Consider the following 22,497-nt stretch of genomic DNA (forward strand, 5'->3'; position numbering starts at 1 on the left):
TAGACCCAACTAATTTGAAATAGTTTGGATTTACATCAAAATTTTTTGTTCAATTATTTTAACACAAGTATAATAGGTTGATTTTAATGTACTTTCTGACACATCTAAAATTTCAGAAATTTGCCGAAAACTTAAATCATCAAAATATTTCATTGTAAAGACTCGTTTTTGTTTTTCTTTAAAACTTGCAATAATTCTATGTAATTTTTTCTGAATTTCACCACCATCAAAATATTCATCTTGAAATAATACTTCTAAATTAGATTCGGAAACTTCATCAATATTATCATATCTTTTTTTATTGTTTTTCTCTAAAAAACGAATGGATTCATTGTACGCAATTCTATACATCCATGTATGTAAACTGCTTTTTCCTTCAAATTTTAAAATGCTTTTATAAATTCTGATAAAAGTATTTTGCAAAACATCATCTGCATTTTCATGAGTAGCAACAATTTTTCTTATATGCCAATACAATCGCTCTTGATATACATCAAGCAATTCACTAAAAGTACTATCTTTTAGTGTAGGGTTTTGTAGCTTTTTAACAAGTTCTATGTCTTTACTCAAATATTTTTTGGTTGGTTTATACTTCTTTTGACCGAAGATAATTCAAAAAGTTTGATTTTTTTATAAAGTAATTTTCAAAATACAATCATTCATCAATTTTTTAAATAGTTTTATCAAAATTAACTTTCTAATATATTTAGGATAAAACTACAATCATTCTTATTTTTACATTTACAATAAATGTAGTCAATGAAAATCATAATATCACCAGCAAAATCTTTAAATTTTGAAAGTAAATCACCGACAAGTTTATATACCCTTCCTCGTTTTTTAAAACAATCTGAAAAGGTAAATAAAAAACTAAAAACACTTTCTAAAAACAAACTGTCAGATTTAATGTCTATTTCAAATGATTTAGCTACGTTAAATTATCAAAGAAATCAAGAATGGGAAACTCCATTTACGTTAGAAAATTCTAAACAAGCTATATATGCTTTTACTGGCGCTGTTTTTCAAGGTATTGATGTAAATACTATCGAAGAGAAAAATATGAGTATACTACAAGATAAACTTAGAATTCTTTCAGGCCTTTATGGTGTTTTAAAACCTTTAGATTTAATTCAGCCTTATCGTTTAGAAATGGGAACAAAACTTAAAATTGGCAGAAAAGATAATCTATATAAGTTTTGGGACGATGCTATAGCTGAGTCCTTAAACAATGAATTAAAAGAAAATGAATTGTTAATAAATCTTGCAAGCTCAGAATACTTTAAAGTAATTCCAAAAAACACACTTAAAGTACCTATGATTACTCCTGTTTTTAAAGATTTTAAAAATGGACAGTATAAAACGATTATGACCTACGCAAAAAAGGCGCGTGGTCTTATGGTTCGCTACATTATAAATCATAACATAAATACTCTACAAGAACTAAAAGGATTTAATGTGGAAAATTATAGATTTTCTGAAGCATTATCTTCTCAATATGAAATTGTTTTTACTCGCTAGATTTCATGACGGACATTACCCACATATGAGGTGCAGTAACTGCAAATAAAACAGCAAATAGACTAGAAGAAAAAAGCTTTAAGTCTGGAGTGAAATAGTAAAGTAATAAAATTCCTAAAGCGCTTATAGCCCAAAATAATAGCGCCTTCTTTACAAATTGTAAAATTGTAATTTTAGTAACCTCACCAGATAAAAATAAAACTTGATGGAGTATTGAAGGTAATGAATGCCATAAAATAAAATAAATAGCAAAACCAAATATTAAAGAAGTTGTTTTAAAAACTAGAAATAAAAACATCAAATAGAAAATTTCTTTGATAATAACTTTTAATGTAATAGAATTTTTAATAAAAAAATATACATTAAATATTAAAAACAAAAGTATACTTATCAGTAGTCCTATTTTAATTATATACAAAGGAATAGAAATACCTACAAGGTCTACCATAATTCTTTTTAATTGGTCCTTAGAATTATAAAAAAGCATTCCAAATACAACAAGCCCATAAATAAAATAGTAGATATTATTGGTTAAACTATTTAGTTTTATTTTTTTTGAAAAATGTTCTTCACCAAAATGGAATGCACTAATTGCAATAAAAATAATTATAGCTAAATAGGGGTGCAAAAAGAACAAGAAAACACATAAAGCAATTAAAATTAGGTAAATAAATAAATTTTTAGAAAATTTATTTTTACCTGTAAAATCTTTTTTAGAGAGTATTAATAAATCATTAGCACCATGTAGTATACCTACTGTTATCACAAGGAAAAAGGCAATTGAATCTTCTACTATTTCCCCAAATTGAATACCAAACCAAAACAGCAAAAATGTAAAAAAAATCATAAAATTTTGGTAATATGTGAAAATTTCATCTCTCATGTTGCAAACATATTAATTTTATATTGTATATTCGTTATGGCTTTTTAAAAAAAAGTTAAACAAAATATTTACTAACTTAATTAATTTATTATGAATTTATCACATTTTTTAGCCGTTTCAAAGATGGCACCAGATGATTATGTAGGGTTTACATTTTTCGTAGGATGCATGGCAATGATGGCTGCATCAGCTTTTTTCTTTTTATCAATGAATAGTTTTGATAAAAAATGGAGAACATCTATTCTAGTTTCTGGTTTAATTACTTTTATTGCAGCTGTTCATTATCTTTACATGAGAGATTATTGGGCTGCAAACGCAGAATCACCTACATTTTTCAGATATGTTGACTGGATCTTAACTGTACCATTAATGTGCGTTGAATTCTATTTAATCTTAAAAGTAGCAGGAGCAAAAAAATCATTAATGTGGAGAATGATTTTATTTTCTGTAATAATGTTGGTAACAGGTTACGTTGGTGAGGTTATAGACAGACCAAACGCTTGGTTATGGGGATTACTTTCTGGAGCTGCTTACTTTGCAATTGCCTACGATATTTGGTTAGGAAGTGCAAAAAAATTAGCTGTAGCAGCTGGAGGATCTGTATTGAAAGCACATAAAGCTTTATGTTGGTTTGTTTTAGTTGGTTGGGTAATTTATCCAATTGGTTATATGGCTGGAACACCAGGATGGTACGAAGGAATTTTTGGAGGATTAAACTTAGATGTTGTTTATAACATTGGAGACGCAATAAACAAAATTGGTTTTGGTTTGGTAGTGTATTCTTTAGCAGTTGAAAACTCTAAATAAATAATATAATCTTTAATATAAAAGTCCTAAAAGTAATTTTTCTTTTGGGACTTTTTTTTTAACAATCTGCCATTCTAACGGTAACTGCTAAACCTCCTTCTGAGGTTTCTTTATAGTTCTTATTCATATCCTTAGCAGTCTCCCACATCGTATCTACTACTTTATCTAAATGCACTAAAGATTCTTTTGGGTTGGTTTCTAAAGCTATTTCTGCAGCGTGAATTGCTTTTATTGCTCCCATAGAATTCCTTTCTATACAAGGTACTTGTACAAGACCTCCAATAGGGTCACAAGTTAAACCTAAATGATGTTCCATTGCTATTTCCGCAGCACACAAAGATTGTGCTGGAGTACCTCCGAGTAATTCAGTTAAAGCACCTGCTGCCATCGCAGAAGAAACCCCTATTTCGGCTTGACAACCACCCATTGCAGCAGAAATGGTTGCATTTTTTTTAAAAATACTACCAATTTCCCCAGCTACCAGAAGAAATTTTTTAACATGTTGAAAATCTGCATTGTGATTTTCTATTACTAAATAATACATTAAAACTGCTGGGATTACTCCTGCACTTCCGTTTGTAGGTGCTGTTACCACTCTTCCTAAAGAAGCATTTACCTCGTTAACAGACAATGCAAAACAACTTACCCATTTTAAAATTTCTCTAAACTTAACTTCAGAACTTCTTAACGCCGTGATCCATTCTTGTGGGTTTGAATATTTTGCATCTTTTATTAATTTTTGATGTGTACTAAATGCTCTTCTTTTTACATTTAGACCACCAGGTAAATTCCCTTCTGAATGACACCCAATGTACATACATTCTAGCATGGTATCCCAAATTCTTCCTAACTCAAATTCAATCTCAGGAGAAGATCTTAACTCCAACTCATTTTTTTGGACGATATCAGAAATCAACAATTGATCTCTTTCACAAAATTCTTCTAACTGAATCGCTCTATTTATTGGGTATGGAAAATTTTTTTTATTAATCTCTATCTCATCTTCTAAAGTGTCATTTTCTTGAATTACAAAGCCCCCACCTATTGAATAATAGGTTTCCGAAGAAATTTCTTTACCTTCAAAAAAACCTCTAAATGTAATTCCATTGGCATGAAATGGTAAAAAAGTTCTGTTAAATTGTATTGAACTCTTAAAAAAAGGGATCCTTTTACCTCCTTTAAATAATATTTCTTCTTGTGTATTAATGCGATCTACAATAATAAAAATATCTTCAATAGGAATATATTCAGGGTCTGCTTCACTTAAACCTAATAGTATTGCCAAGTCCGTAGCATGCCCTTTACCAGTTAAAGAAAGTGAACCATATAAGTCTACCTTAATTTCATCAAACTTATCAAATAGTTGCTGCTTTTTATCTTTTTGTATCCAAGCTTGTGCTGCCTTCCAAGGACCTAGAGTGTGTGAGCTAGATGGACCAACACCTATCTTTAGCATATCAAAAACACTTATAAATTGAGACATTCCTAAATATTTTAATATATTTTATTGTAAATGTAAAAAACATAGCTGCTTCAGCTAGATTTTTTTTAAATTATTAAAATATATAATTAATTACAAATTGTAAACTGATTCTTTGTCAAACTATTTTACTAGCAGGTAATAAACAACTGCGCGATATTTTTTTCGCTCAGATTTTCCAATTGTTTTCATTACCTCTTCGATACCTACATCTAATAATTCAGAATTTGGCAAACCAAGTTTTTTTATTAAAAAATTGTTTTTGACTGTGGTTAATTCTTTGTCATCTGAACCAGATACAGTTTCTGCATCTGCTTTGTAAATAGATGGCCCCAAACCTTTTGTAACAGCTGTTAACAGTTCTAGATTTGCATTTAAGTTCCTGTCATCCATAAATTTTTTGTAGAGCGTAACTTTTTCGTGTAGTTTACTCATATTTTATTTAATAAAGGGTTAATAAATACTGAGGGATGACATTAAATATAATAAAAGCAAATTGATTATTAAAAGAATAACTCTTTAAATTATGTCATGTTGTCATAAGAAACTAACTAAAAACTGACAATTTCTAAACAAACTATAGTTGGCATAGCCTTTGACTAAAAATGTTTGAAAACATTGAAAACAATATTTAATAAAAATAATAATTATGAGTAAAATTATAGGGATTGACTTAGGAACAACAAATTCATGTGTTTCTGTTATGGAAGGTAATGAACCTGTTGTAATTCCTAATGCTGAAGGAAAAAGAACAACTCCATCTATTGTAGCTTTTGTTGAAGGTGGTGAACGTAAAATTGGTGATCCTGCAAAGAGACAAGCAGTAACAAATCCAACAAAAACTGTTTATTCAATAAAACGTTTTATGGGTAATAAGTTCTCTGATTCATCAAAAGAAGTTAAGAGAGTACCTTATAAAGTAGTTAAAGGTGATAATGATACACCAAGGGTAGATATTGATGGTCGCTTATACACACCTCAGGAAATTTCTGCCATGGTATTACAGAAAATGAAAAAAACTGCTGAAGATTATTTAGGAGCAGATGTAACTCAAGCTGTAATTACAGTACCTGCATATTTTAACGATGCGCAAAGACAAGCTACTAAAGAAGCTGGTGAAATTGCTGGTTTAAAAGTAGAAAGAATCATTAATGAACCAACTGCTGCTGCATTAGCTTATGGTATGGATAAAGCAAATGACGATAAAAAGATCGTTGTTTTTGACTTTGGTGGTGGTACACATGATGTATCTATATTAGAATTAGGAGATGGTGTATTTGAAGTATTAGCTACAGATGGTGATACACATTTAGGTGGAGATGATGTTGATGAAAAAATCATTAACTGGTTGGCAGATGAATTTCAAGCAGATGAAAACATGGACTTACGTGAAGACCCAATGGCTTTACAACGTTTAAAAGAGGCTGCAGAAAAAGCTAAAATAGAATTATCTAGTTCTGCTTCTACAGAAATAAACTTACCATATGTAACTGCTACAGCTAGTGGACCAAAACACTTAGTAAGAACACTATCTAGATCTAAATTTGAGCAATTAATAGATGATTTAGTAAAAAGAACTATTGAGCCATGTAAGACTGCATTAAAAAATGCTGACTTATCAACTTCTGAAATTGATGAAATTATTTTAGTAGGTGGTTCTACCAGAATACCAGCTATTCAAGAAGCTGTAGAAAAATTCTTTGGAAAAGCACCAAGTAAAGGAGTTAACCCAGATGAGGTTGTTTCTTTAGGTGCTGCAATTCAAGGTGGAGTTTTATCTGGAGATGTAAAAGATGTATTATTATTAGACGTTACACCTTTATCTTTAGGTATTGAAACAATGGGGAATGTTTTCACAAAATTAATTGATGCAAACACAACTATTCCAACAAAGAAATCTCAAATATTTTCAACTGCAGTAGATAATCAGCCATCTGTAGAAATTCACGTATTACAAGGTGAAAGAGCAATGGCTGCAGATAATAATACAATTGGTCGTTTTCACTTAGATGGATTACCACCAGCACAAAGAGGTGTACCTCAAATTGAAGTAACTTTTGATATTGATGCAAATGGTATTATTAAAGTATCTGCTTTGGATAAAGGTACTAACAAATCTCACGAAATTAGAATTGAAGCTTCATCAGGATTATCTGAAGAGGAAATCGAAAAAATGAGACAAGAAGCAGAAGCAAATGCTGATGCTGATAAAGCCGCAAAAGAAACTGCTGAGAAAATTAATGGAGCTGACTCTATGATTTTTCAAACAGAAAAGCAATTAAAAGAATTTGGTGATAAATTATCTGCGGATAAAAAGGACCCAATTGAAGCTGCTTTAGTAGAATTAAAAGCTGCTCATGAATCTAAAGATCTTGCACAAATTGATGCTGCAATGGAAAAGATTAATGAAGCTTGGAAAGTTGCCTCTGAAGAAATGTATGCTGCTCAAGGTGGTGCAGAAGGTGCTGCTGGAGCTGCAGGCGCAGATCAAGGTCAGCCAGATGCAAGTGTAGATCAAGGAGATAATGTAGAGGATGTAGATTTTGAAGAAGTAAAATAGGCAATCCATCTAAATATATATATTTAGAGTCTAAATAAATGTAAAACGCAATCATTAAGTTGATTGCGTTTTTTTATGCATCTAACAATCATTTTATATCTTTGAGCTAATGAAAAAACTATCTATACTTCTTGCTCTTTTATTGCTCATTAGCTCTTGTGCAAACAAAAAGGAATCTGATTTTAAAATTGGTATTATTTCTGATTGTCAATATTGCAATTGTGAAATAAAGTGGGATAGATACTATAAGAAATCTCCTCAAAGATTAAAAGAAGCTATAATAGAATTAAATAAAGACTCTTTACAATACACTATTCACTTGGGTGATTTTATTGATAAAAACTTTAAAAGTTTAGATAGTATTCTAACAACTTGGGAGACTCTAAAATCAGAAAGCTTTCACGTTTTAGGTAATCATGATTTTGAAGTAGAAGAAAATCAAAAAGAGCAAGTAATTAAAAAACTAAATCTAGAAAAAAGATACTATAGTTTTGTGAGAAACAATTGGAGATTTATAGTTTTAGACGGAAATGATTTAAGTTTTTATGGCGCAATTACAGTTGACAAAAAAAAACAGACAGATTCATTATTCAATTCTTTAAAAGATCTAAACCTTCCATATGTAAAAAAATGGAATGGAGGCTTAAGTAATACTCAGATAAACTGGCTAAAATCTGAATTAGAGGAAGCTCAGCAAGAAAAACAACTAGTAGGCTTTTACTGTCATTTCCCTGTTTATCCAATAGACCAGCATAACATTTGGAACAGAAACCAATTTCTACAGATTATTAAGCCTTATAGAAATATAAAATTCTTTTTTAATGGACACAATCATGCAGGTGCTTATAAATATAAAGATAACATACATTTTTTAACTTTTAAAGGGATGGTTGATACTGAAAATACCTCAGCTTTTGCAAAAGCAAAATTTACAAAAGACACCATTTTTATCGAAGGGTATGAGCGTGAAGTTTCTCGAAAATTAGTAATTCAATAGATGTCTAGCTTTAAAAAGTACAACCCATCCAACTTTTTCAAACACACGTTTTGTGAGTTTAAAGAGGTGAATGACTTTAGTTTTACTGATAATAAATTCTATAAGAGTAAATCTAATAGTAAATATTATTATACAGAAAAGGGTGTTTATAGAAAATCTAATCATTGGGGACGAGTAGCAAATTGTAGGTGGAAATTGATAGCTTTAACTAGCTATAAAAACCAAAAAGAAGTTACTGGGTTTGCAAAATGGACAGATTTTAATTCTATGCAGTCCCTAGAAAAACAATTTGTAATTAGTGTAGATTATAAAACAAATCGTGCTAAGGTAATTTTAAAAGATATAGAAACTAAAGTTAGATCATTTAATTATGCCGAAGCACAACAAAAGTTAAAAGAAGTCAATAAACTTTTAAAAAATGATAGTTGGACGTCTTATTATAATTACGATTCTATCTTTTTGAAAAGAAAAATTATCGAAATGAGAATTAATTCTGATGAAAGTTTAGCTAAAATTAAAATATCATTTAACGAAACATTTAAATAAACTAAAAGTAATTGTACTATTTTTAAGTTTTTAACATTAAAAAATTAAAATGAAATACTTTTTAACCTTTTGTTTTATAACCTATTCCTATTTTTTTTCATTTAATGCACAAGAAGCAAATTTTAATTTAACAATAGAAATTTTGGGGATAAAAACAAATACAGGTAAAGTATATTTGGCACTATATGATAATACAAATGATTTCTTAAAAAAGAAAAGAGAATTTATTGGTGCTAAATCAGAAGTGAAAAACGGAAAATCTATAGTCTTTTTTAAAAATATAAAAAAAGGTGAATATGCTGCCTCTATTTTTTATGACGAAAATAACAATGGCAAAATGGATACTAAATTATTTGGAGTTCCAAAAGAACCTTATGGGTTTTCTAATAATGCAAAAGGATTTATGGGACCACCATCATTCAAAGAAGCAAAATTTACTTTAGCTTCCAATAAGAAAATTAAAATACTTTTAAAATAAAGATTAATAATACGAAAAGGGAGTATTTACTTAATGTATAATTTTTTGAATTAATTTTTCCTTTGCTTGAATATCATCTCCAAAAATCCATTGAAGCACATTATCTTCCCAAATTTCGTTTTTCTCAGTTTCTGATATTAAATCTTTTTCGATAGCTAGATCTAAAATCTTACCTGGATAAGAAGATTGTTTATCACTTTCCATTTCTCCTAAAGGATAAGGATCATCTAATCCCATTAAAACCTGACTAGTTCCCTGTCTTTGAAACATTAATTTTAAAGAATCTGTATCGTGAACAAGTGTGTCAAAAAAGATGTTTTTATGACCTACAGCTTTTCTTGGATGATGTTTCCCTTCAAATAAATCTGGTCTGCCATCAAAACCTTGTATTCTTCTTCCAAGATTAATTTGCGCTAATTGACCTCCATGTGCAAAACAAGTTCTAATGTTTGGAAAACGGTCTTGCATACCATTTAAGGTATAAAAATGATAAGCATCTCCACATTGTGCTAACATCCAAATTAAATGAAAACGCCAATTGGTATTTTCTAATTTTATCATTTTATCTCCATCATAAGGATGAATTTCAATGGCCCTCTATCCGATAAGGCTAAGTTTATAGATCTACCAGCAGAAATATCTACTTTACGTAAATCTGCCCTGCTTTCAAACAACTCAATTTTATAACCTCTTTGTGCTAAACGAAGTGCTAGGAGATTTCCACATAAGCCAGCTCCAATTATAAGTATTTTATCATCTTTATTCATAGAACTAAGTATAAAAAATTAATAATCCTTTAGAATCTCTTTAAGTATAGATACCATTTTATATACATCCTCAAAACTATTATACATAGGTGCAGGTGCACATCTTATTACATTTGGTTCGCGCCAATCTGTAATAATATGTTTATTCATTAACTTTTGATGTAAACTTTTATCCGCATTTTTTACTTGTATTGACAATTGACAACCTCTTTCTGATGGGTTTTTAGGTGTTATTACAGACACTGCATCTGAACCCAATTCTTGAAAAAGAAACTCCATAAAACCTGTAAGTTTTATCGATTTTTCTCTTAAAGCATCCATACCAACTTCTTCAAACATTTCTAAAGAAGCTTTTATTGGAGCCATTGCCAAAATTGGAGGATTACTCAATTGCCAACCTTCTGCTCCAGCCATAACATCGAAAGGCAAACGCATATTAAAACGTGTTTCTTTATTATGATTCCACCAGCCCGCAAAACGTGGTAATTCTTTATTATGTGCGTGCTTCTCATGCACAAAAATACCTGATAAACTTCCAGGACCTGAGTTTAAGTATTTATAGGTACACCAAGCCGCAAAATCTACTCCAGACTCATGTAAATCTGGCTGAATGTTTCCTGCTCCATGAGCTAAATCAATTCCAACTACACATCCTTTAGCATGACCAAGTTCTGTTATCTTCTTAAAATCGAATCTTTGACCTGTGTAATAATTTACACCACCTATAAGTACTAGTGCAATTTCATGACCTTGCTCTTCTAGAATATTCTCTAAATCATTTATTTCTAAAAGATCTTTACCTTTTGGAGGAGACCAATAAATTAAATCTTCTTCAGAAAAACCATGGAATTTTAATTGCGATTGTACAGCATATCTGTCTGATGGAAAAGCATCACTCTCAATTAATATCTTATATCTTTTTTTAGTAGGTCTGTAAAAAGATACCATCAAAAAATGAAGATTGGCTGTAAGTGTATCCATTATAATAACCTCTATAGGTTTTGCACCAACTACTTTTGCCATCATTTTAGATAATGACTCAGGATATGTTACCCAAGGATTCTCACCATCAAAATGACCTTCTACACCTTTTTCTGCCCAATCTTGCAATTCTATATTTATATATTCTTTTGCTTTCTTGGGCTGCAACCCTAAAGAGTTTCCTGTAAAATATAGCCAGTCATTTCCCTGTTTATCTTGTGGAATATGAAATTGAATTCTATATGAAGCCAATTGATCTTCGCTATCTAATTTTTTAGCGAATTCTAGTGTGTTTTTATATTGCATTAAATTATAAAATGATTGTTCTCAAAGATAAACAATCTACTTTATAAAGTTATTTTTGATGGTATAAATTACTATCTTTATAGTACAGAAAAGAAAAAAATCCCTTATGAATTTTGATAAAAAACTCTTTTATTTTATTGCAATTTTGTTTATTTCTTGCAATAATAATTATTTATTAGTTACTGGTTTACAGGGTGTAAACGAAAGTATTAAAGAACAATATGCTCCAGACAAAAGAGTAACAGTTTATGATATTGAAGTAGATTATGATAATGATAAAGTTATTGTAAGTGGTGAAACCGATTCTAAAATAGGTTATCAAAAATTGTTAGATAGTTTAAAAAGTTTAGAGATCGACTTTTTAAATAAAATTCGCGTTTTACCAGACACAATTATTGGAAACGAAATGTATGCCATAGGTAACAACTCTGTATTAAACATAAGGTCTGAACCTAAACATTCAGCTGAATTAGGTACGCAAGGATTGTTAGGAATGTCATTAAAAGTACTAGACAAAAACGAGGATTTTTACAGAATACAAACTCCTGATGGTTATATTTCGTGGGTTGATAAAGGTGGAATTTACAGAATGAATAAAGGCGAATTCGATAATTGGTCTAATTCCAAAAAGATTATTTACACAAATTCAGCTGGTTTTGTGTATGACAGTATTGCAACAACAGATGGTATAATTTCTGACATTACTCTTGGAGGTATTTTAAAATACATTTCTGAAAACAGAAATACTTATGAAGTAGAGTATCCAGATAAAAGAAAGGGTTTTGTTAAGAAAGACGAAGCTAAAGTTTTAACTGAATGGTTAATAAATACAACAGCATCGCAAGAAAGTATAGAAAAAACGGCTAAATCTATGTTGGGATTCCCTTATTTATGGGGAGGAACCTCTAGCAAGGGAATGGATTGCAGTGGTTTTACAAAAATGACTTATTTATTAAATGGTTTTGTTATTCCTAGAGATGCATCTCAACAAATAAATGCAGGTAAAATTGTTGACAATGATTTAGATTTTTCTGATTTACAAAAAGGTGATTTACTATTTTTTGGCACAAAAGCTACAGAAGATAAAAAGCAAAGAGTTGTGCATGTTGGTATTTGGCTAGGTAATAATAAAATGGAATTTATACATTCTTCAGGAAATGTGCATATTAGTTCTATGGATGAGAACAATGCTCTATTTGATGAAAAGAATAAAAATAGATATTTAGGAAGCAGACGTTATTTAGGCGTGAAAGACAAGAATATCATCGATTTGAAAGATGAATTAAAATTATAAAAAAAAGCCTCTCAAAATTGAGAGGCTTTTTTTTATTAATATAGAACTCTAAACTTAATTGTACCTTCTACATTTTTTAATTTTTCTATTACTTCTTTGTTATATTCTTTATCTAAATCTGTAATTACATAACCAACTTTTGGATCTGTAGATAAATATTGACCAGTAATATTTAAATCATATTGAGCTAAAATCTCGTTAATCTTAGCCATAACTCCAGACTTGTTTTTATGAATATGTAAAAAACGATGTGCATTTGTTTGTCTAGGCAAACGAATATTTGGAAAGTTTACAGCATCTACAGTATTACCTGAGTTTATGTAAGCCATAATTTTATTAGGTACAAAATCTGCAATATCTCTTTGAGCCTCTTCTGTGCTACCACCAACATGTGGAGTTAAAATTACATTATCTAAGCCTTTTAATTCTGTTAAGAATTTACCATTTTTTCTTGGTTCTTCAGGATACACGTCAACTGCAGCTCCTGCTAATTTACCGCTTTTTAGAGCTTCTACTAAAACTGGAATATCTACCACAAATCCTCTAGATAAATTTACTAAATGTGCACCATCTTTCATTTGCGCTATTTCTTTATCTCCAAAGAAATTTTTATTGGCTGAATTATCATCTACATGTAAACTAACTGCGTCAGAAATAGACAACAATTCTTCTAAGGTATCTAATTTGGTAGCATTACCTAAAGCTAGCTTATCTTCAACATCATAATAATAAACATCCATCCCTAAGGCTTCTGCCAAGATTGATAGTTGAGAACCAATGTTTCCATAACCAACAATACCTAATTTTTTACCACGAACTTCTCTAGAACCTTCTGATGTTTTTCTCCATTGACCATTGTGAATTTCTGTACTTCTCTGAAACACAGAACGCATTAACATAATAATTTCTCCAATAGCTAACTCAACTACAGAACGTGTATTACTATAAGGTGCATTAAACACAACAATTCCTTTTTCTTTACAAGCTTCTAAATCAATTTGCTTGGTTCCAATACAGAATGCACTTACCACCATTAACTTTTCTGCAGCATCTACTACTTTTTGAGTAACATTAGTTTTAGAACGAATTCCTAAAACGTGAACATCTTTAATTTTTTCAATTAACTCATCTTCGGATAAACTTTTAGAGATCGTTTCTACAGAAAAACCATCTTTAGATAGCTTATCAAATGCATCTGAGTGTATGTTTTCAAGAAGTAAAATTTTAATTCTGTTCTTTGGGTAAGATATATTTCGTGTCAAATCGTTTACGTATAAAAATTCATCTAAATTAGGTGCAATATAATCTGCATTTTCTGTTGTTTTATCTCTGGATACATTTTCTGTGTAAGCAAAAAACTTATCTGCTACTCCTGCTTCACGAGTTACGTAATCACTATAACCATCTCCAATAACTTGTATTTCTCCATCTAAATTCATGTCTTTTAAACATTGAATTTTTCCATTATGCTGTGATAATGGATTTTCATCATCAAAACCAACAATTTTTCCATCACTTGCAAATTTAAACGTATTTGCAAAAACTCTCTCTGAAGGGATGTTATATTCTTTTACAATTGGATCTATAAATTCTTTAAAACCACAAGAAATTACATAAATATCGTTTGAATATAGCTCAAAAAAATCCTTATTCCTTTCTATAGAAGAGGATACCTGCTTTTTTAAATCTGTAATTAACTGAGATAAATCTGCTTCATTTGCCTCTAACAACTTAATTCTTCTTTCTAAAGATTCTGTAAAAGAAATTTCACCATCAATACCAAGGTTGGTAATATCTATGATTTCTTGAATAATTTCTTCTTTCTTTGGATTGTTTTCTAACGTAATTTCTGCTAAAACGTCTAAAGCTTCTACTCTTGTTAAAGTGCTATCAAAATCGAAAATATAGTTTCTTTTTGTAGTGCTCATTATGGTTAATTCTTAATTGAAATTAAAAGAGTAAATCTACAAATTAAACCAAGAAATATAAGGTGCATTTTGAGTTTTATGATATCAATTTTAAAAGAAGAGTATTTTAATCAAAAATTGAAAAATATACATTTATCCTTTTAAAAATTGAGAAATCCTAAAAGAAATAGCCACCAAATTATAGGTAATAATTCTACCCAGAAAGAACTGTAATATTTACTTTGTTCAATTTTAGATCGCATTAAAAAAATTATAACCAGAAAAAAGAACAACATAAATGGCGTATTCAATCTGTTAGAAGAGGGAAATAAATACTCTAAAATTAACGATAAAATTAAAAGTAGCAAGCCAAGTCTTTTAGTTTGATTTACTCCTATTTTTTTGGGAATTGTTTGTAGTGAAATAGCATCGTATTTTACATCTCTAATATCAAAAGGTAAAATTAAAACTACTACCAATAAAAATCTTTGTGAAAATGTAATTATGGTATTCACATCAACAGAAACCTCAGCATCTTCAAGAGGCAATAATACTGTAAATCCTGCCCAAACAAAAGCGACTATAATTACCTTTAAATAACTAATCTGTCTTAAGTTTTTAGCCAAACCACTTAAAAAAGGCACTGCATACAAAATAGTAAGTATGTTAAAGGGAATAGAAATAATTAGAGTTTCAACTTTTATTTTACAGGCATAATAGCACATCAACAAAAAGCAAATTAAAGAAAACACCTGAATTACTTTTAAGCTATCTGTTAAGCTTCTGTGGTGCAGTCTTGCAACTCCTGCATATTTTACAAAATTGTAACCTGTAATAGTACCAAAAAATATAAAATAATCTAAATCTTGATTGAAAGGCAAATTAAAATAAATTTCGGTGATTTTTAAAAAAGCAAACACAGCAAAAGCCACATGAATACTTGCATTTAAGTAAAAATCGAAAACAATTTTAAGAAACCTCATTTCACAAAAATAATGCATCTGTTAATAACATTTAGATTTAGTTAATAATTAACATTATTTGTTGTTAAAATATCAAATTTATACCCTCTAGAATCCTTATTTTTGTTGTTTTAAAAATCGAGTTAATTTTCAACATTTAATTAGCTATAAAATCGATTAAAAATTATCTAAATTAAACTTTATTTAATGAACACTAATTCGTTTCAATTAAGACACATTGGTCCTAGTAATAAGGAGCAAGAAACAATGTTAAAAGCTATTAAAGCAGATAGTTTAGAGCAATTAATTAATGAAACTGTGCCAGATAATATTCGTTTAAAAGACGATTTAGATTTAGCACCAGCCATGAGTGAATATGAGTACTTAGCTCATATTAAAGAACTTTCTGAGAAAAATAAAGTTTTTAAAAGCTACATAGGTTTAGGTTATCATGAAGCAATAGTACCGAGTGTTATACAACGTAACATTTTAGAAAATCCAGGTTGGTATACAGCTTATACTCCTTACCAAGCAGAAATTGCTCAAGGACGTTTAGAAGCTTTATTAAATTATCAAACTATGGTTTGTGATTTAACAGGTATGGAACTGGCTAATGCTTCTTTATTAGATGAGAGTACAGCAGCTGCAGAAGCTATGGCTTTGCTTTTTGATGTTAGAGAGCGTGCAAAGAAAAAAGCAGGAGCCAATAAGTTTTTTGTTTCTGAAGAAATTTTACCTCAAACCTTATCATTATTACAAACTAGATCTACACCAATTGGAATTGAATTAATTGTAGGTAATCATGAAGAATTTACTTTTGATGATGATTTCTTTGGTGCAATTTTACAGTACCCAGGGAAATTAGGTCAAATATTTGATTATGAAGATTTTGTTGCTAAGGCAAACAACAATAATATTAAAGTAGCTGTTGCTGCAGATATTTTATCATTAGTAAAATTAAAAGCACCAGGTGAATTTGGTGCATCTGTAGTTGTTGGTACAACTCAACGTTTTGGAATCCCATTAGGTTATGGAGGACCTCATGCAGCCTTTTTTGCTACGAAAGAAGCGTATAAGAGAAGTATTCCTGGTAGAATTATTGGAGTAACTAAAGATATGAATGGTAAGCGTGCCCTAAGAATGGCATTGCAAACTAGAGAACAACATATTAAGCGTGAAAGAGCAACATCTAACATTTGTACTGCTCAAGTATTATTAGCTGTTATGGCTGGTATGTACGCAGTTTATCACGGTAAAGATGGAATTCAATACATTGCAGACACTGTTCACAACAAAACAAAATTAGTTGCAGACTATTTAGAAAAAGCTGGTTTTAAACAATTAAACACCAGTTATTTTGATACACTTTTAATAGAAATCGAGGAAATACGTTTAAAACCTGTCGCAGAATCTTTTAAAGTTAATTTTAACTATGTTTCTGATCATTTAGTTTCTCTATCTTTAAATGAAGCTACTACAGAAAAAGATTTAATGAACTTATTTACACTTTTTGGTCAACTAAAAGAAAGACCAAATCCTGTACAAGAAGAAAATTACGATAGCTTCTCAAGAATATTAACTCAAGAACCATTTCATTCAGATTTTGAAGTAATTGCAGATAAAGTTGCAAGAAAAACTTCATTCTTAGATAATAAAATCTTTAACACGTATCAATCTGAAACAGATATGATGCGTTACATTAAAAAATTAGAGCGTAAAGATTTGGCTTTAAATCATTCTATGATTTCTTTAGGATCTTGTACAATGAAACTAAATGCTGCTTCAGAGATGTTGCCTTTAAGTAATCCTCAATGGGGTAACATTCATCCTTTTGTTCCATTGTACCAAGCAAGGGGTTACCAAGAGGTATTAATGAAGTTAGAACACCAATTAAATATAGTTACAGGCTTTGCTGGTACATCTTTACAACCAAATTCTGGTGCTCAAGGTGAGTTTGCTGGTTTAATGACAATTAGAGCCTATCATCAATCAAGAGGCGATTCTCATAGAAACATATGTATCATTCCTGCTTCTGCACATGGTACAAACCCTGCTTCTGCAGTAATGGCTGGTATGAAAGTTATCGTAACTAAAACTGCAGAAAATGGAAATATTGATGTGGCTGATTTAAGAGAAAAAGCAGAAAAGCATTCAGATAATTTAGCTGCATTAATGGTTACTTACCCATCTACTCATGGAGTATTTGAAAGCGAAATTCAGGAAATTACAAAAATCATCCATGATCATGGAGGTCAGGTTTATATGGATGGTGCAAATATGAATGCTCAGGTTGGTTTAACAAACCCTGCCACTATTGGTGCAGATGTTTGTCACTTGAATTTACATAAAACATTCGCAATTCCACATGGTGGAGGTGGTCCTGGAGTTGGCCCAATTTGTGTTGCTCCACAACTAGTACCTTTCTTACCTACAAATCCAATCGTAAAAGTTGGAGGTAAGAAACCAATTACAGGAATATCTGCAGCTCCCTGGGGGTCTGCATTAGCTTGTTTAATTTCATATGGGTATATTACAATGCTTGGCTTTAGAGGATTAACAAACTCAACTAAGAATGCCATTTTAAATGCAAATTATGTTAAGGAGCGTTTAAATGGTCATTATGACACTTTATATACAGGTGAAAAAGGAAGGGCAGCTCATGAAATGATTATTGACTGTCGAGACTTTAAACAAAATGGAATTGAAGTTGTTGATATTGCAAAGCGTCTAATAGACTATGGTTTTCATGCCCCAACAGTTTCTTTCCCTGTAAATGGAACAATGATGATTGAACCTACTGAATCTGAGAGTTTGGCAGAGTTAGATCGTTTTTGTGATGCGATGATTGCAATTCGTGAAGAGATAAAAAACGCAGACAAAGAAAATGGAAATAACCCTCTTAAAAATGCACCTCATACTCAAGAAATGTTAACTAATGATGAATGGGATTTCCCATATTCTAGAAAGCAAGCTGCTTTTCCATTAGAATACATAGCAGACAATAAATTCTGGCCAACTGTAAGAAGAGTTGATGATGCTTATGGTGATAGAAATTTAATATGTTCTTGTAATCCTATAGAAGATTATATGTAAAATATAAAATCTATTAAAAATAAAAAAACCACCTTATAAAGTGGTTTTTTTCACTTTTAGGCTATCAATTAAAATTAACTATAAAGTAAAAAGCCAAGTTTTAATTACACCTTTATTGTTATCTAAAATAGTTGATGCTAATTCTTGTTGTTTTTTACACTTAAATTTAAAAGGACTTTCAGTAATGATTAAACCACTTTGACTTTTAATTCGAATGCCTTGACCAGAAATAATATCTTTATTTGGTATAAACTCTTGATTAGGCAAATGTTCTGTAAGTATAACATACTTATACTCTTTTAATTTATTTAAAACTGATTGAACCTCTTCATTAGAAACATGTTGTAGCACTTGCCTTAAAATTACTACATCAGCCTTAGGTAGATCATCTTTAGAAATATCTAAACATTGAAACTCTAAGTTGTTATGAGAATATTTTGCTTTATTATAATTGATAACATTTACTGCAATATCTATAGCTATAAATTTTTTAGAGAAAGCAAATAGTTGCCCACCAATATTAAAATCTCCACAACCTAAATCTAAAACTGTAATTGGCTCTTGAAAGCTTTTAAGAAAATTTATGACAACCTCCAAATAAGGTTCTACTATTATTGGATTATGTGATCCTGATCCAGAATAGAACTCATCCTTATTGCCTCCCCAAAGATTTTGGTCGTAAATCTGCTCCATTGCCTTTTTAGTTGGCCATGTTTTTTTTTTATTTCTATCGTATTCAGTTTTCAAATTAAAATTACTCTTTTTATTTTTATACAATAGTAAAAATAAAAAAACTCCAACAATTTAATGTTGGAGTTTCTATTTTTAAGAATCCTAAAAGATTTACTTTTTGAATTTCTTGTATTTGTTTTTGAATTTATCAATACGACCTGCAGCATCAATAAGTTTAGATTTACCAGTGTAAAATGGGTGAGATGTTCTTGAAATCTCTAATTTTACTAAAGGATACTCTACGCCATCAACTTCTAAAGTCTCTTTAGTGTCTACAGTAGAACGTGTTAAAAAAACATCTTCATTAGACATATCTTTAAAAGCTACCATTCTATAATTTTCTGGATGAATTCCTTTTTTCATTTTATAATATTTTAATTCTTAAATGTTATGTTTGCAGAATAAAGTTGGTAAAGTTTTATCCATTAATATCAAAACAGATTTACTATTTTGAGGATGCAAATTTAAGGATATTTTTCAATTAACAAATAAATAAATTACTTTTATTTAAAATTACATTCAAATTACACCTAAACCTTTGCAAATTAATAGCATGAAATTAATTTAAGCAAGAATTATAATCTATAAAAAAATGAAAAAAATAGTCATTTTAGCCTCATTCATTGTCCTACTATTCACCAGTTGTGATGATACTTATAATTTTAAATTAAAAGTAGACAACAAAACAACTTTAGATAAAAAAATTACAATTACTTTAAGTGAAAAGAATAATAAAATAGTAGACAAAGTACAATATTATATAGATAGTAAAGAAATAGAATCGAATGGCAACTCTTTAACTATAAATACTTCAGATTTTGGCTTAGGAAAACACCAAGTGTCTGCATTAATTTTTTATCCTGGAAAATCAAAAAAAACAAATAACTCCTTCGAAGTTTTTGCTAATAAAAAACCTATTATTTACGATTACGAAATTGTAAATACATTTCCTCATGATATAAACGCATATACACAGGGACTAGAATTTAAGAACGGATTTTTATATGAATCTACAGGTAGACATGGACAATCATCACTAAGAAAAGTTGACATTAAAACCGGTAAAGTACTGCAAAAAGTAAAGCTTGAAGACAAATATTTTGGTGAAGGAATAACAATTGTAAATGATAAAATTATTTGGTTAACCTGGCAGAGCAATAAAGGATTTGTTTATGATTTAAAAACGTTCAAATATGAAGGTGAGTTTAAATACCAGCAAAGTAAAGAAGGCTGGGGATTAACACAAAACGAAACAGAACTTATAAAGTCTGATGGAACTCACAAAATTTGGTTTTTAGATAAAAAAAGTCAAAAAGAGAAAAGAGCCATACAAACCTACACACATGATAGAGCCTTAAGTCAATTAAATGAACTTGAATTTATTAATGGTAAACTATATGCAAATTATTATCAAAAACCAGTAATAGCAATAATAAATCCAATTAATGGTGTTGTAGAAGGGCTAATTAATCTAAAAGGATTAGAAGCTGACATGAGAAAAACTCAAGAACTAGTAGAAAATGATGAAGTCTTAAATGGTATTGCTTATGATCCTGAAAAAAATAGACTTTTTGTAACAGGAAAAAATTGGGGTAATTTATATGAAATCAAATTGACCAAAAAATAATAAATCAATCATTTAAAAGTTCTATTTTTATAAAAACTGTTTTATGCGTTATTTTATTTCGTTTCTAATTTGTCTTGCTTTAATTACAGTTAGTTCTTGCAGAAAAGATTTTTCTACTATACCAAATTTTGGCAGTTTAGAATTTTCTAAAGACACTGTTTTCTTAGATACAGTATTCACTAATATTGGTTCTGCAACTTATAATCTAAAAGTTTACAATAGAGAAAATAATGCTATTACAATACCAAGAATTGCACTAGAAAATGGAACCTCTTCTAACTACAGATTAAATGTAGATGGTATACCTGGTAAAGAATTTAACAACATAGATATTCTTGCAGAAGATAGCATATTTGTTTTCGTCGAAACTACCATTGATGCTAGCTCTATAACAAATCCTTTATATACAGATCGTATTTTGTTTGATACTGGAACAAATCAACAAGACGTAGATTTAGTAACCTTAGTACAAGATGCCAACTTTATTTTTCCAAGAAAAAATCCTATATCAATGAAAATTGATAGCCTTACTTTGGATGGCCAAGCAACCACTATTAAAGGTCGATTTTTAGAGGACTCAGAACTCACTATAACAAATACAAAACCTACTGTTATTTATGGCTATGCAGCTGTTTCCGCAAATAAAACACTTACTATTAATGCAGGTTCACGAATCTACTTTCATGCTAATTCTGGCTTAATTATAGACAAAGAAGCAACTTTGCAAGTAAATGGTACAATAAGTGAAAAAGTTACTTTTCAAGGAGATCGTTTAGAAAATAGTTTTAGTAAAGTTCCTGGTCAATGGGGAACCATTTGGATGCGTGCAGGAAGTAAAAACAACGAAATTAAACACGCTCAAATAAGAAATGGAATTATTGGCATTTTAATTGATAGTGTAGGCTCAGACAACTCACCTACTCTAAAACTAGAAAACTCCGAAATTTACAACAACTCTAATTTTGGAATCTTAGCTAGAGAAACAAATATTGAAGCACACAATGTAGTTGTAGGCTCTGCAGGTCAAGCATCATTAGCTGCCACAGTTGGCGGTACTTATAATTTTACACATGCCACATTTGCTAATTTTTGGAATAATGGAATTAGACAGCTACCTGCTGTCTTAATCAATAATTTTTTCGTATTCCTGGACGATAATGGAAACGAAATTACAGTTGCTAAAGATTTAAATGCTGCAAATTTTACAAATTGTATTTTTGAAGGCAATACAAATATAGAATTCTTAATCGACAAAGTAGATGGCAGTCTATTTAATTATAATATTAAAAACTGTTTAATTTCTTTTAATGACATTAATAATTCTTTTACTGGGAATTTAGAGATGAACTTTTTAAATACAAATTACCAAAATAATATTATTAATGGGTTTTCAGATTTTAGAAACTCCCGAAATGAGGACTTTATCATTGGAGAAGAATCTGCAGCTATTCAAAAAGCAATTATAACACCATTTGCATTAGACATCTTAGGTGTAAATAGAGAAAACACTCCTGCAATTGGGGCTTATCAAAATATTATTTTTGATTAAAAATGATTCA

The 22,497-nt window shown here is 29.9% G+C and carries 19 protein-coding genes and 2 pseudogenes; 10 read left to right on the forward strand and 11 right to left on the reverse strand.

Annotated elements, in window-relative coordinates; genetic code table 11:
* Positions 1 to 30 precede the first annotated feature (30 nt).
* A complete protein-coding gene (locus tag Q0L44_RS09945; protein WP_296638021.1) occupies positions 31 to 570 on the reverse strand; it encodes an RNA polymerase sigma factor in 540 nt (179 codons plus the stop codon).
* A gap of 189 nt (positions 571 to 759) precedes the next feature.
* On the opposite strand from Q0L44_RS09945, the gene yaaA reads away from it, so the two are divergent.
* Positions 760 to 1,518, forward strand: coding sequence for a peroxide stress protein YaaA (gene yaaA, locus Q0L44_RS09950; protein ID WP_296638022.1), 759 nt, complete (start codon positions 760 to 762; stop codon positions 1,516 to 1,518).
* On the opposite strand, the gene Q0L44_RS09955 is transcribed toward yaaA, so the two are convergent.
* Positions 1,508 to 2,365, reverse strand: coding sequence for a Brp/Blh family beta-carotene 15,15'-dioxygenase (locus Q0L44_RS09955; RefSeq protein WP_296638023.1), 858 nt, complete (start codon positions 2,363 to 2,365; stop codon positions 1,508 to 1,510). The two genes, yaaA and Q0L44_RS09955, sit on opposite strands and share 11 nt — an antisense overlap.
* Before the next feature lie 126 nt (positions 2,366 to 2,491).
* Here Q0L44_RS09955 and Q0L44_RS09960 point away from each other — a divergent pair, with 126 nt between their 5' ends.
* Positions 2,492 to 3,208, forward strand: a complete 717-nt coding sequence (locus Q0L44_RS09960; protein ID WP_296638025.1) for a bacteriorhodopsin-like — start codon at positions 2,492 to 2,494, stop codon at positions 3,206 to 3,208.
* 58 nt (positions 3,209 to 3,266) lie between these two features.
* Here Q0L44_RS09960 and Q0L44_RS09965 read toward each other — a convergent pair whose 3' ends face one another.
* Positions 3,267 to 4,691 carry an L-serine ammonia-lyase gene (locus Q0L44_RS09965; protein ID WP_296638026.1) on the reverse strand — a complete coding sequence of 475 codons (1,425 nt, stop codon included), beginning with the start codon at positions 4,689 to 4,691 and terminating at the stop codon, positions 3,267 to 3,269.
* Positions 4,692 to 4,811: 120 nt separating this feature from the next.
* Complete coding sequence (locus tag Q0L44_RS09970; protein ID WP_296638028.1) at positions 4,812 to 5,123, reverse strand: DUF2853 family protein; 312 nt, start codon at positions 5,121 to 5,123, stop codon at positions 4,812 to 4,814.
* Positions 5,124 to 5,337: 214 nt separating this feature from the next.
* Between Q0L44_RS09970 and dnaK the strand changes: the two genes are divergently transcribed.
* The 4 genes from dnaK to Q0L44_RS09990 all read left to right on the forward strand — a co-directional run bounded on the left by dnaK (position 5,338) and on the right by Q0L44_RS09990 (position 9,269).
* Positions 5,338 to 7,248, forward strand: coding sequence for a molecular chaperone DnaK (dnaK, locus tag Q0L44_RS09975; protein ID WP_296638030.1), 1,911 nt, complete (start codon positions 5,338 to 5,340; stop codon positions 7,246 to 7,248).
* A gap of 109 nt (positions 7,249 to 7,357) precedes the next feature.
* Entirely contained in the window at positions 7,358 to 8,245 is an 888-nt protein-coding gene (locus Q0L44_RS09980) for a metallophosphoesterase (protein WP_296638032.1), read from the forward strand.
* Entirely contained in the window at positions 8,246 to 8,791 is a 546-nt protein-coding gene (locus Q0L44_RS09985) for a hypothetical protein (RefSeq protein WP_296638034.1), read from the forward strand.
* A 49-nt stretch (positions 8,792 to 8,840) separates the two neighbouring features.
* Positions 8,841 to 9,269 (forward strand): DUF2141 domain-containing protein, encoded by a 429-nt coding sequence (locus Q0L44_RS09990; RefSeq protein ID WP_296638036.1) that lies wholly within the window; start codon positions 8,841 to 8,843, stop codon positions 9,267 to 9,269.
* 30 nt (positions 9,270 to 9,299) lie between these two features.
* On the opposite strand, the pseudogene Q0L44_RS09995 reads toward Q0L44_RS09990, so the two are convergent.
* The 3 genes and pseudogenes from Q0L44_RS09995 to kynU form a co-directional block, all read right to left on the reverse strand.
* Positions 9,300 to 9,863, reverse strand: a pseudogene (locus tag Q0L44_RS09995) (amidohydrolase); the annotation flags it as partial.
* Positions 9,863 to 10,036, reverse strand: a pseudogene (locus Q0L44_RS10000) (NAD(P)-binding protein); the annotation flags it as partial. The pseudogenes Q0L44_RS10000 and Q0L44_RS09995, both read right to left, overlap by 1 nt.
* An 18-nt stretch (positions 10,037 to 10,054) precedes the next feature.
* The gene (gene kynU, locus Q0L44_RS10005) at positions 10,055 to 11,323 is read right to left on the reverse strand and encodes a kynureninase (RefSeq protein ID WP_296638038.1); all 1,269 of its coding nucleotides are present in this window, start codon (positions 11,321 to 11,323) and stop codon (positions 10,055 to 10,057) included.
* Positions 11,324 to 11,429: 106 nt separating this feature from the next.
* On the opposite strand from kynU, the gene Q0L44_RS10010 reads away from it, so the two are divergent.
* The gene (locus tag Q0L44_RS10010; RefSeq protein ID WP_296638040.1) at positions 11,430 to 12,617 is read left to right on the forward strand and encodes a C40 family peptidase; all 1,188 of its coding nucleotides are present in this window, start codon (positions 11,430 to 11,432) and stop codon (positions 12,615 to 12,617) included.
* Between the two features lie 35 nt (positions 12,618 to 12,652).
* Here Q0L44_RS10010 and serA read toward each other — a convergent pair whose 3' ends face one another.
* Both serA and Q0L44_RS10020 read right to left on the reverse strand, forming a co-directional pair.
* Complete coding sequence (gene serA / locus Q0L44_RS10015) at positions 12,653 to 14,545, reverse strand: phosphoglycerate dehydrogenase (protein WP_296638042.1); 1,893 nt, start codon at positions 14,543 to 14,545, stop codon at positions 12,653 to 12,655.
* 140 nt (positions 14,546 to 14,685) lie between these two features.
* Positions 14,686 to 15,507, reverse strand: a complete 822-nt coding sequence (locus Q0L44_RS10020; protein ID WP_296638044.1) for a hypothetical protein — start codon at positions 15,505 to 15,507, stop codon at positions 14,686 to 14,688.
* A 186-nt stretch (positions 15,508 to 15,693) separates the two neighbouring features.
* Here Q0L44_RS10020 and gcvP point away from each other — a divergent pair, with 186 nt between their 5' ends.
* Positions 15,694 to 18,579: an aminomethyl-transferring glycine dehydrogenase gene (gene gcvP / locus Q0L44_RS10025; protein WP_296638046.1), complete on the forward strand. Its 2,886-nt coding sequence runs from the start codon at positions 15,694 to 15,696 to the stop codon at positions 18,577 to 18,579.
* Positions 18,580 to 18,657: 78 nt separating this feature from the next.
* On the opposite strand, the gene Q0L44_RS10030 is transcribed toward gcvP, so the two are convergent.
* Together Q0L44_RS10030 and Q0L44_RS10035 are read right to left on the reverse strand one after the other, a co-directional pair.
* On the reverse strand, positions 18,658 to 19,326 hold the full coding sequence (locus Q0L44_RS10030) for a class I SAM-dependent methyltransferase (RefSeq protein ID WP_296638048.1): 669 nt from the start codon (positions 19,324 to 19,326) through the stop codon (positions 18,658 to 18,660).
* A gap of 96 nt (positions 19,327 to 19,422) precedes the next feature.
* The gene (locus Q0L44_RS10035) at positions 19,423 to 19,674 is read right to left on the reverse strand and encodes a type B 50S ribosomal protein L31 (protein ID WP_015482265.1); all 252 of its coding nucleotides are present in this window, start codon (positions 19,672 to 19,674) and stop codon (positions 19,423 to 19,425) included.
* 229 nt (positions 19,675 to 19,903) lie between these two features.
* Here Q0L44_RS10035 and Q0L44_RS10040 point away from each other — a divergent pair, with 229 nt between their 5' ends.
* Entirely contained in the window at positions 19,904 to 20,938 is a 1,035-nt protein-coding gene (locus tag Q0L44_RS10040) for a glutaminyl-peptide cyclotransferase (RefSeq protein WP_296638053.1), read from the forward strand.
* Positions 20,939 to 20,981: 43 nt separating this feature from the next.
* Entirely contained in the window at positions 20,982 to 22,487 is a 1,506-nt protein-coding gene (locus Q0L44_RS10045; RefSeq protein WP_296638054.1) for a hypothetical protein, read from the forward strand.
* Positions 22,488 to 22,497: the final 10 nt, after the last annotated feature.

This window comes from Polaribacter sp. (genome assembly GCF_024639685.1).
Classification (GTDB): Bacteria; Bacteroidota; Bacteroidia; order Flavobacteriales; family Flavobacteriaceae; genus Polaribacter.